This is a genomic window from Streptomyces sp. ISL-10 (assembly GCF_018614575.1).
In the GTDB taxonomy this organism is placed as follows: Bacteria; Actinomycetota; Actinomycetes; order Streptomycetales; family Streptomycetaceae; genus Streptomyces.
In genome coordinates, this window is the sequence record NZ_JAGGOJ010000017.1 from 213,406 (window position 1) to 227,576 (window position 14,171).

Here is a 14,171-nt window from a genome sequence, read left to right on the forward strand (position 1 = left end):
TGTCAGTTCCCTCCAGGCGGTCGCCGGAGGGTGTGCGGGGAGCCGGGGCTCCCCGCAAGCCTTCTCAGTACTGCTCGGTCTCGACGAACCCGGCGTCCGCGTCGTCGTCGGCGCCGAAGGCGTCGGCGGCGGCGGTCGGGTCGAATCCGGGCGGGCTGTCCTTCAGGGCCAGGCCCATGCCGGCCAGCTTCGCCTTGACCTCGTCGATCGACTTCGCACCGAAGTTGCGGATGTCGAGCAGGTCGGCCTCGGAGCGCGCCACGAGCTCACCCACGGAGTGGATGCCCTCACGCTTGAGGCAGTTGTACGAACGAACGGTGAGCTCGAGCTCCTCGATCGGCAGCGCCAGGTCGGCGGCGAGGGCGGCGTCCGTGGGGGACGGGCCCATGTCGATGCCCTCGGCGTCGATGTTGAGCTCGCGGGCCAGACCGAACAGCTCGACCAGGGTCTTGCCGGCGGACGCCATGGCGTCACGCGGGCGCATGGCCTGCTTGGTCTCGACGTCGACGATCAGCTTGTCGAAGTCGGTGCGCTGCTCGACTCGGGTCGCCTCGACCTTGTAGGTGACCTTGAGCACCGGCGAGTAGATGGAGTCGACCGGAATACGGCCGATCTCCTGGCCCACCTGCTTGTTCTGCACGGCGGAGACGTAGCCGCGACCGCGCTCGACGGTCAGCTCCATCTCCAGCTTGCCCTTGCCGTTCAGCGTGGCGAGCACCAGGTCGGGGTTGTGCACCTCGACACCGGCCGGCGGGGCGATGTCGGCAGCGGTGACCAGGCCGGGACCCTGCTTGCGCAGGTACATCACGACCGGCTCGTCGTGCTCCGAGGAGACGACCAGCTGCTTGATGTTCAGGATGAGGTCGGTGACGTCCTCCTTGACGCCCGGCACGGTGGTGAACTCGTGCAGGACACCGTCGATGCGGATGGACGTGACAGCCGCACCCGGGATCGAGGAAAGGAGCGTGCGACGGAGGCTGTTGCCGAGCGTGTAGCCGAAGCCCGGCTCCAGCGGCTCGATGACGAACCGCGAGCGGTACTCGTCGACAACCTCTTCGGTCAGCGAGGGGCGCTGAGCGATCAGCATGGTGGTGTTCCTTCAGTCGTGGACGCCCGCTATTTGACGTCCTCTGCCACCGGGCGGAGCCCGATGCTGTTACAGCAAGGGTACGGGCGATACGACCCGAAGGGGTCGTACCGCCCGGACACTCAGGTCAAGCGAACGTCAGACGCGACGACGCTTGGGGGGACGGCAGCCGTTGTGCGGCGTGGGGGTGACGTCCTGGATCGAGCCGACCTCGAGGCCGGTGGCCTGGAGGGAACGGATCGCGGTCTCGCGGCCGGAGCCGGGACCCTTGACGAAGACGTCGACCTTGCGCATGCCGTGCTCCTGCGCGCGGCGGGCGGCCGACTCGGCGGCCATCTGCGCGGCGAAGGGGGTGGACTTGCGCGAGCCCTTGAAGCCGACGTGGCCCGCGGAGGCCCACGAGATCACGTTGCCGGTCGGGTCCGTGATGGACACGATCGTGTTGTTGAACGTGCTCTTGATGTGCGCGTGGCCGTGAGCGACGTTCTTCTTTTCCTTGCGGCGCACCTTCTTGGCAGCGCCCTGACGTCCCTTGGGGGGCATGTCTTATCTCCTACGGGAGGTGGTCGGTCCTACAGCGAAGACCGTGGGAACGCGGGGGTCCGGGGGTCGCCCCCCGGATTCCGCAGTGTCCGCTGCGGACTACTTCTTGCCCGGCTTCTTCTTGCCGGCGATTGCGCGACGCGGGCCCTTGCGGGTACGGGCGTTCGTGCTGGTGCGCTGACCGTGGACCGGCAGACCGCGACGGTGGCGCAGACCCTGGTAGCAGCCGATCTCGACCTTGCGGCGGATGTCGGCCTGGATCTCGCGACGGAGGTCACCCTCGGTCTTGAGGTTGACGTCCACGTACTCGCGGATCTTGACCAGGTCCTCTTCGGCCAGGTCACGAACGCGGGTGTTCGGGTTCACACCGGTCGCGGCGAGAGTCGCCTTCGACTGGGTGCGGCCGATACCGAAGACGTAGGTGAGTGCGACCTCCACACGCTTGTCGCGCGGGATGTCAACACCGGAAACGCGTGCCATTCAATGGCTCCTGTGTGTTCGGGGGTCTTCCGCAGTACCGCTCCCGACCGCCGACCTCTCGGATCGAGAGGTGGTACGTCCGGGTCCCCGGCCCCCGCCGGAGGTGTCGTCAGCCAGGTGGCTTGGACGGGCACTGCGTATGTACGAATTCTTACGTCGCGCGAAGAACTGCGAGGTGCAGGTCGGCGTGCGTCAGCCCTGGCGCTGCTTGTGGCGCAGGTTGTCGCAGATGACCATGACCCGGCCGTGACGGCGGATCACCTTGCACTTGTCGCAGATCTTCTTGACGCTCGGCTTGACCTTCATGGGATGTGAGGTTCTCCGGGTCAGTGCCGACACCCCGCGGAAGGGGGTGCGACAAGATCTACTTGTAGCGGTAGACGATCCGCCCACGCGTCAGGTCGTACGGAGAGAGCTCCACCACGACCCGGTCGTCCGGAAGGATACGGATGTAGTGCATCCGCATCTTGCCGGAGATGTGCGCGAGGACCTTGTGACCGTTCTGGAGCTCCACCTTGAACATGGCGTTCGGGAGGGACTCGATCACGGTGCCCTCGATTTCGATGGCACCTTGCTTCTTGGCCACGCTTCGCCCTTCGAATCGGCTACCTTGATCGACTCTCCTCCCCGGGTGCGGACACACGGGTACACGAGAGCCGACGCATCAGTCTACGTCAGGGCCTTCGAAAAGACGAATCCGGCAAGTCTGCCCACCGTAGAAGATCATTAAGCTCTGCTCAGGAGCGGGGCACGGCCGGCCGGCCTCGGCGGCTCCGCAGAACCTCACGCCGAGGGAGGGATCCGGCCGTCAGGCCAGGGGGTCCGCTCGTCAGGCCAGGGGGTCCGGCGCCGCCGTGATGCCCAGTTCGGCCAGCTTCGCCTTGCCGCCGTCGGGGGCGGTCAGCACCAGCGGGCCCTCCTCGGTGAGCGCCACGGAGTGCTCCCAGTGCGAGGACCAGGTGCCGTCGGTCGTGACGACCGTCCAGTCGTCCTCGAGCACATCGGTCAGCGGCGTGCCGAGGGACACCATCGGCTCGATCGCCAGGCAGAAGCCGGGCACCAGCTTGGGGCCGCGGCCGCGCTTGCGGGAGACGTAGTTCAGCAGATGCGGGTCCATGTGCATCTCGGTGCCGATGCCGTGGCCGCCGTACTCCTCGATGATCCCGTACTTGCCGGTCGCGGGGCGGGGCTGACGGCGGATGTACGTCTCGATGGCACGGGAGATGTCGACGAGGCGGTTGCCGTTCTTCATGGCGGCGATGCCGGCCCACATCGACTCCTCGGTCACCCGGGACAGCTCGATGAGCTCCGGAGCGTGACCGCTGCCCACGAACGCCGTGTACGCGGCGTCGCCGTGCCAGCCGTCGATGATGGCGCCGCAGTCGATGGAGATGATGTCGCCGTCCTTCAGGACGGTCTTGTCGTCGGGGATGCCGTGGACGACGACCTCGTTCACCGAGGTGCAGATGGTCGCGGGGAAGCCGCCGTATCCGAGGAAGTTCGACTTGGCGCCGTGGTCGGCGATCACCTTGCGCGCGACCTCGTCCAGGTCCCGTGTCGTGGCGCCCGGCACCGCGGCCTCGCGGGTCGCCGCATGGATGGCGGCGACGACCAGGCCCGCCTCACGCATCTTCGCGATCTGCTCGGGGGTCTTGATCTGCACCATTGCGGCGGGCGCCTTTCTCGGCGGGAATCAGGGGGCTCATCAACAATACGGCCGCGGCGTCCGTCGGACACCGCGGCCGTACACAAGACTGTCCGGATCAGGCCTGGGCGGCCTTGTCCTGCTGCAGCGCCTCCATCGCCCGGGCGGTGACGTCGCTCACCTTGCCCAGCGCGGAGATGGTGACCACCAGGCCCTGGGCCTTGTAGTAGTCGATGATCGGCTCGGTCTGAGTGTGGTAGACCTCGAGCCGCTTGCGCACGGTGTCCTCGGAGTCGTCGTCGCGCTGGTACAGCTCGCCGCCGCACTCGTCGCAGACGCCCTCGGCCTTCGGCGAGGTGTAGGTGACGTGGAAGACGTGCGCGCTGTTGTTGCGGCACACACGGCGCCCGGCGATCCGCTTGACGACCTCGTCCTCGGGGACCTCGAGGTCGAGGACGGCGTCGAGCCCGGCGCCCTCGCCCCGGAGCATCTCGTCCAGCGCCTCGGCCTGACCCACGTTGCGCGGGAAGCCGTCCAGCAGGAAGCCGTTCGCGGCGTCGGGCTGGGACATGCGGTCCTTGGCCATCCCGATGGTCACCTCGTCCGGGACCAGGTTGCCGGCGTCCATGTACGCCTTGGCCTGCTTGCCCAGCTCCGTGCCCTGGGAGATGTTGGCGCGGAAGAGGTCGCCCGTGGAGATGTGCGGGATCGACAGGTTCTTGGCAAGGTACGCGGCCTGCGTTCCCTTCCCGGCACCGGGCGGTCCGACAAGGACGATTCGCATCAGCGGAGGAACCCTTCGTAATTGCGCTGCTGGAGCTGGCTCTCGATCTGCTTCACGGTCTCCAGACCCACACCCACGATGATGAGGATGCTCGTCCCGCCGAACGGGAAGTTCTGGTTCGCGCCGAAGCCTGCCAACGCCATCGTCGGGACAAGAGCGATCAGACCCAGGTACAGCGAGCCCGGCCAAGTGATCCTGTTGAGCACGTAGCTCAGGTACTCGGCAGTAGGACGACCAGCCCGGATACCCGGGATGAAGCCACCATACTTCTTCATATTGTCAGCGACTTCGTCGGAGTTGAACGAGATCGCCACATAGAAGAAGGCGAAGAACACGATCAACAGGAAGTACGTGGCAACGTAGAACGGTTTGCCGTCGACGAAGTGCTGTTGGATCCAGGATCCCCAGGCAGAGCTGCCCCCGCCTGCACTGAATTGGACCACGAGCGTCGGGATGTAGAGCAGCGAGGAGGCGAAGATCACAGGGATGACGCCGGCCTGATTGACCTTCAGCGGGATGTAGGTCGAGGTACCGCCATAGGACCTGCGGCCGATCATCCGCTTCGCATACTGGACCGGAATTCGACGCTGCGCCTGCTCCACGAAGACCACCAGGCCGACCATCACGAAGCCGACCAGCATGACCACGGCGAACTCGATCCAGCCATCGGCGAGCTTGCCCTGCTGCTTGATGGCCCACAGGGCTCCGGGGAAGCCGGCGGCGATCGAGATGAACATCAGGATGGACATGCCGTTGCCGATACCGCGGTCGGTGATGAGCTCACCCAGCCACATGACCGCCGCAGTGCCCGCGGTCATGGTGATCACCATGGTGACGATAACGAAGATCGACTTGTCCGGAACGATTGCGTCGGCCGAGGCGCAGCCCTGGAACAGCGCGCCGCTGCGCGCGGTGGCAACCAGACCGGTGCCCTGGAGCACCGCGAGAGCGACCGTGAGATACCGCGTGTACTGAGTGATCTTCGCCGTGCCGGACTGCCCCTCCTTCTTGAGGGCCTCCAGCCGAGGGATGACCACCGTCAGCAGCTGCAGGATGATGCTCGCTGTGATGTACGGCATGATGCCGAGCGCAAACACCGTGATCTGCAGCAGCGCACCGCCGCTGAACAGGTTGGCCAGGCCGAGGAGGTTGTTGCTCTTCGCGGTCTGATCAACACAAATCTGCACGCTCTGGTAGTCGACACCGGGAATCGGGACGTGAGCCCCAAGCCGGTACAACACGATCATGGCGAGGGTGAAGAGCAATTTCTTGCGCAGGTCGGGCGTCTTGAACGCCCGGGCGAACGCGGTGAGCACGGTGCCTCCTGCGACCCCCGCGTTGCGCGCGAGAGGTAACGGTCGGAAAGAATCAGGGTTACTTGCAACAGGGCATTCTTACGATGGGCACAGACCACCGACAGATGAGCACGGCCACCTTACCCGGGTAGTAGGCAAGCGTGAAACTTCCGGGCGATACCCCCCGTCGGCCTGCCGCACTCGGCCCGCCCCATTGTCCCGGAGCGTACGACTTTCGCCGGGTGCCTGCCCCGACGAAGCGACCCATGACGGCAGTGGATCTTCCGAAGTCCGGACCGGCGGGTTCCCGGCGAGCTGGGGACCGCTCCGGAGCGGATCCGCAAGGGGAAACAACCACGAAGAAGCCGCTCGCGGTCGCCTCGGCGGCCTGCGCTGCGCTCATGCTCGGCCCGTCCGCCGCCGCGGCTGACAGCGGCCCGTCCGGGGCCGCGGTGACCGTCGACGGCCTGGCTGTCACGCCTCCGGCACCGCCACTTTGATGGCGGCAGGCGCGACCTGCACGCTGAAAGCCCGGCGCGGCGTGGGAGACGGCGCACGCCGGGGCCGAAGCCCTCGGCGGCCACAAGACGCTGGACAACTGCAGCGGCTTGCCGTGAGGCAAGCCGACCGAGTAGCCGTGCGGGAGGAACGGGCGGGCTCGTGACTACGCCGCACGACGGCAACCGGCTGACGCCTGACCGGCCGATGCGGGCATACGCCAGGAGCCGCGATCCACTGCCACTCCTCACGACGTGACAGTGGATCGCGGCTCCTCTCTTGTTGCGCATGCAAAAGTCAGGGAAAGCGGAACCGCAGATACCGCGCAATAATATTGATTCGGCTCACGTCACCGGACTCCGGTGGGAATCGACGAGCCGGGATTCTCCCGGCGAAACGTCCCACACTCAAGTCCAGGGGAATGATCGTGGACACCTGGAAGACGCCCATTCCCATCATCGATGACAATCTGGGCGCTTGAATACATCGACAGCGCTGCCACCAGTCGGGAATCGGACACCGTCTCTGTCGCGGACGCCAGCCGACCCGGCGTCGTGCTCCTGGGGCCTTCGACCAGGCCACATGACAAGCACGATCTGCGCACAGTGGAGACCACCGGCCCCGGGTGTCAGTTCATCGCGCGCGAAGACTCGCCCTGCTGGAGGATCACTCGCGCCGGCCTTTCCGGATTCCTGCCCTGCAGCGCACCACCTGATGGCTTCGACCGCGCACCCCCTGCCGTTTCTTTGACAGAGTTCACCTATTCCCCACGCCACATCACAGAAGAACTGGCGACATACCGCGCCCGGTTTCTCGAGCGCCCCCTTCGGGAACGGCATCCGCAATCAACGCATCGCCCGGGAATTCGGAAGAGAAGAAGGCGAAAGTCCCGGCCGCAGCCTGCCCCGGGACGTCCATGTGTGCCAGCAAAGAAGCCTGGCCGGTACCCCCACGGAGGGGGTACCGGCCAGGCTTCTTGAAAGTACTGTCAGCCGCTGCTCAGACGAGCTCGGTGACGGTGCCGCCGGCAGCGGCAATCTTCTCCTTGGCGGAGCCGGAGACGGCGTCGACCGTCACCTGCAGCGCCACGGAGATCTCGCCCTGGCCCAGGACCTTGACGAGGCTGTTCTTGCGCACGGCACCCTTGTCGACCAGGTCGGCGACGGTGACCTCGCCACCCTGCGGGTACAGGGCCGCGAGCTTGTCCAGGTTCACGACCTGGTACTCGGTGCGGAACGGGTTCTTGAAGCCCTTGAGCTTCGGCAGGCGCATGTGGAGGGGCATCTGCCCGCCCTCGAAGCGCTGCGGAACCTGGTAGCGGGCCTTGGTGCCCTTGGTACCACGACCAGCCGTCTTACCCTTCGACGCCTCACCACGACCAACACGGGTCTTGGCGGTCTTGGCGCCGGGGGCGGGACGGAGGTTGTGGACCTTCAGCGGGTTCTGCTCCGCCATGTCAGTCGACCTCCTCGACCGTCACGAGGTGGCGGACGGTGTGCACCATGCCGCGGAACTCGGGGCGGTCCTCCTTGACAACCACGTCGTTGACCCGCTTGAGGCCAAGCGAACGCAGCGTGTCGCGGTGGTTCTGCTTGCTGCCGATGTACGACTTCTTCTGCGTGATCTTGAGGCGAGCCATTACGCACCCGCTCCCGCACGCGCACGCAGCAGAGCCGCGGGAGCGACGTCCTCAAGCGGCAGACCGCGGCGGGCCGCGATCTCCTCGGGACGCTGCAGGCCCTTCAGGGCCGCCACGGTCGCGTGCACGATGTTGATCGCGTTGTCCGAGCCGAGCGACTTCGACAGGATGTCGTGCACGCCCGCGCACTCGAGCACGGCACGCACCGGGCCACCGGCGATAACGCCGGTACCGGGGGAAGCCGGCTTGAGCAGAACGACGCCCGCAGCCTTCTCGCCCTGGATCGGGTGCGGGATGGTGCCCTGGATACGGGGGACCTTGAAGAAGTGCTTCTTGGCCTCCTCAACACCCTTGGCGATGGCGGCCGGCACCTCCTTGGCCTTGCCGTAACCGACGCCGACGGTGCCGTCACCATCGCCCACCACGACCAGCGCGGTGAAGCTGAAGCGACGACCACCCTTCACAACCTTGGCGACGCGGTTGATCGCGACAACGCGCTCAACGTACGCGGTCTTCTCGGCGGCAGCTGCGCCGCCGTCACGGCCCTTCCGGTCCCGCCGCTCGCCGCCACCGGCACCGCTTCCGCGGCGCTGGGGTCCAGCCATTGGAATTACCTCTCTTCGTTTTCCGCTGAGCTACGGAACCGGCTCAGAACTTCAGGCCGGCTTCGCGGGCGGCGTCCGCCAGGGCGGCGATGCGCCCGGCGTACTGGTTGCCACCACGGTCGAACACGACAGCCTCGACGCCGGCGGCCTTGGCACGCTCGGCGACCAGGGCGCCGACCTGCTTGGCCTGCGCGGACTTGTCGCCCTCGCCACCCCGGATGGAGGTGTCCAGGGTCGACGCCGACGCCAGGGTGTGACCCTTGATGTCGTCGATGACCTGGGCGACCATGTGGCGGTTCGAGCGCGTCACGACCAGGCGCGGACGCTCGGCCGTGCCCGAGACCTTCTTGCGGACGCGGATGTGGCGGCGCTTGATGGCAGCAGCCTTGTAGGCCTTGCCCTTAGCGATCTTCACACCGTATGCCATGGCTTACTTACCCGCCTTTCCGACCTTGCGGCGGATGACCTCGCCCGCGTACTTGACGCCCTTGGCCTTGTACGGGTCGGGCTTGCGCAGCTTGCGGATGTTCGCGGCGACCTCGCCGACCTTCTGCTTGTCGATGCCCTCGACCGAGAACTTGGTCGGCGACTCGACCTTGAAGGAGATGCCGTCAGGCGCCTCCACCAGGATCGGGTGGCTGTAGCCGAGCTGGAACTCCAGGTTGGAGCCCTTCGCGGCAACGCGGTAACCGACACCGCTGATCTCGAGCGCCTTGGTGTATCCCTGGGTCACACCGGTGATCATGTTCGCCACCAGCGTGCGGGACAGGCCGTGGAGGGCCTTGTTCTGACGCTCGTCGTTGGGGCGGGTGACGTTCAGAACGCCGTCCTCACCCTTGACGATCTCGATCGGCGCGGCGACGGTGTGCGTGAGGGTGCCCTTGGAACCCTTCACGGTGACCGTGCGGCCATCGATGGTGACGTCCACACCGGCGGGAACCTGGATGGGGAGCTTGCCGATTCGCGACATGAGCTTTTCCTCCGTTCCCGACTACCAGACGTAGGCGAGGACTTCCCCACCCACGCCCTTCTTCTGCGCCTGCTGGCCGGTCAGGAGACCGTGGGACGTGGAGATGATCGCCACGCCCAGGCCGCCGAGAACCTTCGGCAGGTTGGTGGACTTCGCGTAAACACGCAGACCCGGCTTGGAAATGCGCTTGATGCCGGCGATCGAACGCTCACGGTTCGGGCCGAACTTCAGGTCCAGGACGAGGTTCTTGCCGACCTCGGCGTCCTCGACCTTCCAGCCGGTGATGAAACCCTCCTGCTGGAGGATCTCCGCGATGTGCGACTTGATCTTGCTGTGCGGCATCGACACGGAGTCGTGGTATGCCGAGTTCGCGTTCCGCAGACGCGTAAGCATGTCTGCGATCGGATCAGTCATGGTCATGAATTGGCCTTCGGCCTCTCTCGCCGGGGTTTCCTGTATGCGCCATCCCTCTCCCCACTCAGTGGCGGGACGGGTGCGGTGCGGGGACCTACGGCGTAGTAAGTCGGTCAGGGCGGCGGACGCCCAACCCTCCTAGCCTAAGCCATGGAGGAGTGGGCCACCGCCGACCCTTTACTTACCGAGAGACTCCGGTGTTCCCAAGTAGGGAACTACCAGGAGCTCTTGGTCACGCCCGGCAGCTCGCCACGGTGAGCCATCTCACGAAGGCACACGCGGCACAGGCCGAACTTGCGGTAGACGGAGTGCGGACGACCGCAGCGCTGGCAGCGGGTGTACGCGCGCACACCGAACTTGGGCTTGCGGGCGGCCTTGGCAATAAGAGCCTTCTTCGCCATCTCGCTCACGCCTCCTTGAAGGGGAAGCCGAGGTGACGAAGGAGCGCGCGGCCCTCAGCGTCGTTGGTCGCCGTGGTGACCACGGTGATGTCCATACCCCGGACACGGTCGATCTTGTCCTGGTCGATCTCGTGGAACATGACCTGCTCCGTGAGACCGAAGGTGTAGTTGCCACGTCCGTCGAACTGCTTGGGGGACAGACCACGGAAGTCGCGGATGCGCGGGAGCGCGAGCGACAGGGTGCGGTCCAGGAACTCCCACATGCGGTCGCCACGGAGCGTGACGTGGCAGCCGATCGGCTGGCCCTCACGCAGCTTGAACTGCGCGATGGACTTGCGGGCCTTGGTGACGGCCGGCTTCTGACCGGTGATCGTGGTGAGGTCGCGGATGGCGCCCTCGATCAGCTTGGAGTCGCGGGCGGCGTCGCCCACACCCATGTTGACCACGATCTTGACGAGGCCGGGAACCTGCATGACGTTCTCGTACGAGAACTCCTCACGCAGCTTGCCCGCGATCTCCTCGCGGTACTTCGTCTTCAGACGCGGAGTGGTGGTGGTAGCCATCAGATGTCCTCACCCGTCCGCTTGGCAACGCGGATCTTGTTGCCCTCTTCGTCGAAGCGGTAACCGACGCGCGTGACGACCTTGTTGCCGTCCTTCTCCACGACGAGCTGAACATTGCTCACGTGGATGGGGGCCTCGGTCGTGACGATGCCACCGGTCTGCGAACCGCGAGCGGTCTGGCCGGCCTTGGTGTGCTTCTTGACCCGGTTGACACCCTCGACCAGGACGCGGTCCTCGCGGGGGAAGGCCTGAATGACCTTGCCCTGCTTGCCCTTGTCCTTACCGGTGATGACCTGTACCAGGTCGCCCTTCTTGATCTTCATGCTTACAGCACCTCCGGCGCGAGCGAGATGATCTTCATGAACTTCTTCTCGCGCAGCTCACGGCCCACGGGGCCGAAGATACGGGTGCCGCGAGGGTCGCCGTCGTTCTTCAGAATGACGGCGGCGTTCTCGTCGAAGCGGATGTACGAGCCGTCCTGACGGCGGCGCTCCTTGACGGTGCGAACGATGACCGCCTTGACGACGTCACCCTTCTTCACGTTGCCACCGGGGATCGCGTCCTTGACGGTGGCGACGATGACGTCACCGATGCCCGCGTAGCGGCGACCGGAGCCACCGAGAACACGGATGCAAAGGATCTCCTTGGCACCAGTGTTGTCGGCGACACGCAGTCGCGACTCCTGCTGGATCACGTCTATCTCCTGATTGTCTGCCGGTTCCCGGCGGGGGCTCTCCTCTTACGAGGGGAGACCCCCACCGAGCCTGGCGGAACGAACTCGAAGGGTTACCCCTTCAAGCAATTACTTGGCCTTCTCGAGGATCTCGACGATGCGCCAGCGCTTGGTCGCCGACAGCGGACGCGTCTCCATGATGAGGACGCGGTCGCCGACGCCGGCAGCGTTCTGCTCGTCGTGCGCCTTGAGCTTGTTGGTACGGCGGATGACCTTGCCGTACAGCGCGTGCTTCACGCGGTCCTCGACGGCGACGACGACGGTCTTGTCCATCTTGTCGCTGACGACGAGACCCTCACGGGTCTTGCGGAAACCGCGGGCGGTCTTGTCTTCAGTCACATTGCTCTCGCTCATCAGGCGCTCTCCACCGTCTCGATGCCCAGCTCACGCTCACGCATCAGGGTGTAGATCCGGGCGATGTCCTTGCGGACGGCCTTCAGCCGGCCGTGGTTCTCGAGCTGGCCGGTCGCCGCCTGGAAGCGGAGGTTGAACAGCTCTTCCTTGGCCTCGCGAAGCTTTGCAAGAAGCTCCTCGTTGCCCAGCTCGCGCAGCTCGGACGCCTTGGTTCCGGCCGACATCACGCCTCACCTGCCTCGCGCCGAACGATGCGGCACTTCATCGGAAGCTTGTGAGCAGCGCGGGTGAGCGCCTCACGAGCAATCTTCTCGTTCGGGTAGGACAGCTCGAACATCACCCGACCGGGCTTGACGTTCGCGACCCACCACTCAGGGGAACCCTTACCGGAACCCATGCGGGTCTCGGCGGGCTTCTTGGTCAGCGGGCGGTCCGGGTAGATGTTGATCCAGACCTTGCCGCCACGCTTGATGTGGCGGGTCATCGCGATACGAGCCGCCTCGATCTGGCGGTTGGTCACGTACGCCGGGGTGAGGGCCTGGATGCCGTACTCGCCGAACGCAACCTGCGTACCACCCTTGGACATACCGCTGCGCTTCGGGTGGTGCTGCTTGCGGTGCTTGACCCTACGGGGGATCAGCATTTCGGTCAGGCCTCCGTTCCGGTGCTCTCAGCCGGAGCGGCGGCAGCGGCCTCGGCCTTGGGGGCCTCGGCAGCAGCAGCCTGCTGCGGCTTGCGACCGCGACCGCCACGCTCGCCACCGCGGCCACCACGGGCCGGGCGGTCAGCGCCGCCACGGGCCGGGCGGTTGCCGGCGCGGGCAGCGGCGTTGTCGGCGCGGACCTCGGCGATGTTCTTGACGTCGCCCTTGTAGATCCAGACCTTCACACCGATACGGCCGAAGGTCGTCTTGGCCTCGAAGAAGCCGTAGTCGACGTTCGCGCGGAGCGTGTGCAGGGGCACGCGGCCCTCGCGGTAGAACTCCGAGCGGGACATCTCGGCGCCGCCGAGACGGCCGCCGCACTGGATCTTGATGCCCTTGGCGCCGGCCTTCATCGAGCTCTGCATGCTCTTACGCATGGCCCGACGGAAGGAGACGCGGGAGGACAGCTGCTCGGCGACGGCCTGGGCCACCAGCTGAGCGTCCACCTCGGGGTTCTTGACCTCGAGGATGTTCAGCTGAACCTGCTTGCCGGTCAGCTTCTCGAGCTCGCCACGGATACGGTCGGCCTCGGCGCCACGGCGACCGATGACGATGCCCGGGCGGGCGGTGTGGATGTCAACGCGGACGCGGTCGCGGGTGCGCTCGATCTCCACCTTGGAGATACCGGCCCGCTCCATGCCCTTCGTCATCATGCGACGAATGGCGACGTCTTCCTTGACGTAGTCCTTGTACAGCTTGTCGGCGTACCAGCGGGACTTGAAGTCCGTGGTGATGCCGAGCCGGAACCCATGCGGGTTAACCTTCTGGCCCATTACCGGGTTCCTTCCTTGCTGCTGACGACCACGGTGATGTGGCTGGTCCGCTTACGGATCCGGTAGGCACGGCCCTGAGCACGCGGACGGAACCGCTTCAGGGTCGGGCCCTCGTCCACGTACGCCTCGCTGATGACCAGCGAAGAGGCGTCGGTGTGGTCGTAGTTGTGTGCGGCGTTGGCAATGGCGCTGTCCAGCACCTTGCCGACCGGCACGCTCGCGGCCTGCGGGGCGAAACGCAGGACCGCCTGAGCCTCCGTGGCATCCATGCCACGGATGAGGTCCACCACGCGGCGGGCCTTCATGGGCGTGACGCGGATGTACCGCGCCTGGGCCCTGGCTTCCATGGTTGTCCCTTCGGTGTAAGTCATTAGTCGTTCCACCCCGCGCTTAGCGGCGCTTCGACTTCCGGTCGTCCTTGACGTGGCCGCGGAAGGTGCGAGTCGGCGAGAACTCGCCGAGCTTGTGGCCGACCATGGACTCGGTGACGAACACCGGGACGTGGGTCTTGCCGTTGTGCACCGCGATCGTGTGGCCCAGCATGGCCGGGACGATCATCGAGCGACGGGACCAGGTCTTGATGACGTTCTTGGAACCGGCTTCGTTCTGTGCGTCCACCTTCTTGATCAGGTGGTCGTCGACGAAGGGCCCCTTCTTGAGACTGCGCGGCATCTAAACCCGCTC

General features: G+C 65.9%; 24 protein-coding genes. All 24 read right to left on the bottom strand.

Features of this window, described 5'->3' with window-relative positions:
• Window positions 1–64 precede the first annotated feature (64 nt).
• The 24 genes from J7E88_RS21855 to rpsS all read right to left on the bottom strand — a co-directional run bounded on the left by J7E88_RS21855 (window position 65) and on the right by rpsS (window position 14,159).
• Entirely contained in the window at window positions 65–1,087 is a 1,023-nt protein-coding gene (locus J7E88_RS21855) for a DNA-directed RNA polymerase subunit alpha (RefSeq protein ID WP_003956430.1), read from the bottom strand.
• 138 nt (window positions 1,088–1,225) lie between these two features.
• Complete coding sequence (gene rpsK, locus J7E88_RS21860) at window positions 1,226–1,630, bottom strand: 30S ribosomal protein S11 (protein WP_003948617.1); 405 nt, start codon at window positions 1,628–1,630, stop codon at window positions 1,226–1,228.
• 99 nt (window positions 1,631–1,729) lie between these two features.
• Window positions 1,730–2,110 (bottom strand): 30S ribosomal protein S13, encoded by a 381-nt coding sequence (rpsM, locus tag J7E88_RS21865; protein ID WP_215183637.1) that lies wholly within the window; start codon window positions 2,108–2,110, stop codon window positions 1,730–1,732.
• A gap of 192 nt (window positions 2,111–2,302) precedes the next feature.
• The gene (rpmJ, locus tag J7E88_RS21870) at window positions 2,303–2,416 is read right to left on the bottom strand and encodes a 50S ribosomal protein L36 (RefSeq protein ID WP_003956441.1); all 114 of its coding nucleotides are present in this window, start codon (window positions 2,414–2,416) and stop codon (window positions 2,303–2,305) included.
• 58 nt (window positions 2,417–2,474) lie between these two features.
• Complete coding sequence (gene infA / locus J7E88_RS21875) at window positions 2,475–2,696, bottom strand: translation initiation factor IF-1 (RefSeq protein WP_003956442.1); 222 nt, start codon at window positions 2,694–2,696, stop codon at window positions 2,475–2,477.
• Window positions 2,697–2,939: 243 nt separating this feature from the next.
• Window positions 2,940–3,776 carry a type I methionyl aminopeptidase gene (gene map / locus J7E88_RS21880; RefSeq protein ID WP_215183639.1) on the bottom strand — a complete coding sequence of 279 codons (837 nt, stop codon included), beginning with the start codon at window positions 3,774–3,776 and terminating at the stop codon, window positions 2,940–2,942.
• A 97-nt stretch (window positions 3,777–3,873) separates the two neighbouring features.
• Window positions 3,874–4,539 carry an adenylate kinase gene (locus J7E88_RS21885; protein WP_215183641.1) on the bottom strand — a complete coding sequence of 222 codons (666 nt, stop codon included), beginning with the start codon at window positions 4,537–4,539 and terminating at the stop codon, window positions 3,874–3,876.
• On the bottom strand, window positions 4,539–5,855 hold the full coding sequence (gene secY, locus J7E88_RS21890) for a preprotein translocase subunit SecY (RefSeq protein ID WP_215183643.1): 1,317 nt from the start codon (window positions 5,853–5,855) through the stop codon (window positions 4,539–4,541). The genes J7E88_RS21885 and secY overlap by 1 nt, the downstream gene beginning before the upstream one ends.
• A 1,476-nt stretch (window positions 5,856–7,331) precedes the next feature.
• Window positions 7,332–7,787: a 50S ribosomal protein L15 gene (gene rplO / locus J7E88_RS21895; protein WP_177148624.1), complete on the bottom strand. Its 456-nt coding sequence runs from the start codon at window positions 7,785–7,787 to the stop codon at window positions 7,332–7,334.
• Between the two features lies 1 nt (window position 7,788).
• Window positions 7,789–7,971, bottom strand: a complete 183-nt coding sequence (gene rpmD / locus J7E88_RS21900; protein WP_215183645.1) for a 50S ribosomal protein L30 — start codon at window positions 7,969–7,971, stop codon at window positions 7,789–7,791.
• A complete protein-coding gene (gene rpsE, locus J7E88_RS21905) occupies window positions 7,971–8,576 on the bottom strand; it encodes a 30S ribosomal protein S5 (RefSeq protein ID WP_005313527.1) in 606 nt (201 codons plus the stop codon). The genes rpmD and rpsE overlap by 1 nt, the downstream gene beginning before the upstream one ends.
• Before the next feature lie 43 nt (window positions 8,577–8,619).
• Window positions 8,620–9,003: a 50S ribosomal protein L18 gene (gene rplR, locus J7E88_RS21910; RefSeq protein WP_177148623.1), complete on the bottom strand. Its 384-nt coding sequence runs from the start codon at window positions 9,001–9,003 to the stop codon at window positions 8,620–8,622.
• A 3-nt stretch (window positions 9,004–9,006) separates the two neighbouring features.
• Window positions 9,007–9,546: a 50S ribosomal protein L6 gene (gene rplF / locus J7E88_RS21915; RefSeq protein WP_018847495.1), complete on the bottom strand. Its 540-nt coding sequence runs from the start codon at window positions 9,544–9,546 to the stop codon at window positions 9,007–9,009.
• A 21-nt stretch (window positions 9,547–9,567) separates the two neighbouring features.
• On the bottom strand, window positions 9,568–9,966 hold the full coding sequence (gene rpsH / locus J7E88_RS21920; RefSeq protein WP_215183647.1) for a 30S ribosomal protein S8: 399 nt from the start codon (window positions 9,964–9,966) through the stop codon (window positions 9,568–9,570).
• A 209-nt stretch (window positions 9,967–10,175) separates the two neighbouring features.
• The gene (locus J7E88_RS21925) at window positions 10,176–10,361 is read right to left on the bottom strand and encodes a type Z 30S ribosomal protein S14 (RefSeq protein WP_003956452.1); all 186 of its coding nucleotides are present in this window, start codon (window positions 10,359–10,361) and stop codon (window positions 10,176–10,178) included.
• 5 nt (window positions 10,362–10,366) lie between these two features.
• Window positions 10,367–10,924: a 50S ribosomal protein L5 gene (rplE, locus tag J7E88_RS21930; RefSeq protein ID WP_215183658.1), complete on the bottom strand. Its 558-nt coding sequence runs from the start codon at window positions 10,922–10,924 to the stop codon at window positions 10,367–10,369.
• A complete protein-coding gene (rplX, locus tag J7E88_RS21935) occupies window positions 10,924–11,247 on the bottom strand; it encodes a 50S ribosomal protein L24 (protein ID WP_177148621.1) in 324 nt (107 codons plus the stop codon). The genes rplE and rplX overlap by 1 nt, the downstream gene beginning before the upstream one ends.
• A gap of 2 nt (window positions 11,248–11,249) precedes the next feature.
• Window positions 11,250–11,618, bottom strand: a complete 369-nt coding sequence (rplN, locus tag J7E88_RS21940; protein WP_003956455.1) for a 50S ribosomal protein L14 — start codon at window positions 11,616–11,618, stop codon at window positions 11,250–11,252.
• A 108-nt stretch (window positions 11,619–11,726) separates the two neighbouring features.
• Entirely contained in the window at window positions 11,727–12,011 is a 285-nt protein-coding gene (gene rpsQ / locus J7E88_RS21945) for a 30S ribosomal protein S17 (RefSeq protein ID WP_005313575.1), read from the bottom strand.
• Window positions 12,011–12,235: a 50S ribosomal protein L29 gene (gene rpmC, locus J7E88_RS21950; protein WP_003974259.1), complete on the bottom strand. Its 225-nt coding sequence runs from the start codon at window positions 12,233–12,235 to the stop codon at window positions 12,011–12,013. Before rpmC ends, rpsQ begins: the two co-directional genes overlap by 1 nt.
• On the bottom strand, window positions 12,235–12,654 hold the full coding sequence (gene rplP / locus J7E88_RS21955; RefSeq protein ID WP_017949658.1) for a 50S ribosomal protein L16: 420 nt from the start codon (window positions 12,652–12,654) through the stop codon (window positions 12,235–12,237). Before rplP ends, rpmC begins: the two co-directional genes overlap by 1 nt.
• Window positions 12,655–12,659: 5 nt before the next feature.
• Window positions 12,660–13,487, bottom strand: a complete 828-nt coding sequence (gene rpsC, locus J7E88_RS21960; protein WP_215183660.1) for a 30S ribosomal protein S3 — start codon at window positions 13,485–13,487, stop codon at window positions 12,660–12,662.
• Window positions 13,487–13,834, bottom strand: coding sequence for a 50S ribosomal protein L22 (rplV, locus tag J7E88_RS21965; RefSeq protein ID WP_004571827.1), 348 nt, complete (start codon window positions 13,832–13,834; stop codon window positions 13,487–13,489). Before rplV ends, rpsC begins: the two co-directional genes overlap by 1 nt.
• Window positions 13,835–13,877: 43 nt before the next feature.
• Window positions 13,878–14,159 (bottom strand): 30S ribosomal protein S19, encoded by a 282-nt coding sequence (gene rpsS, locus J7E88_RS21970; protein ID WP_215183662.1) that lies wholly within the window; start codon window positions 14,157–14,159, stop codon window positions 13,878–13,880.
• Window positions 14,160–14,171 lie beyond the last annotated feature (12 nt).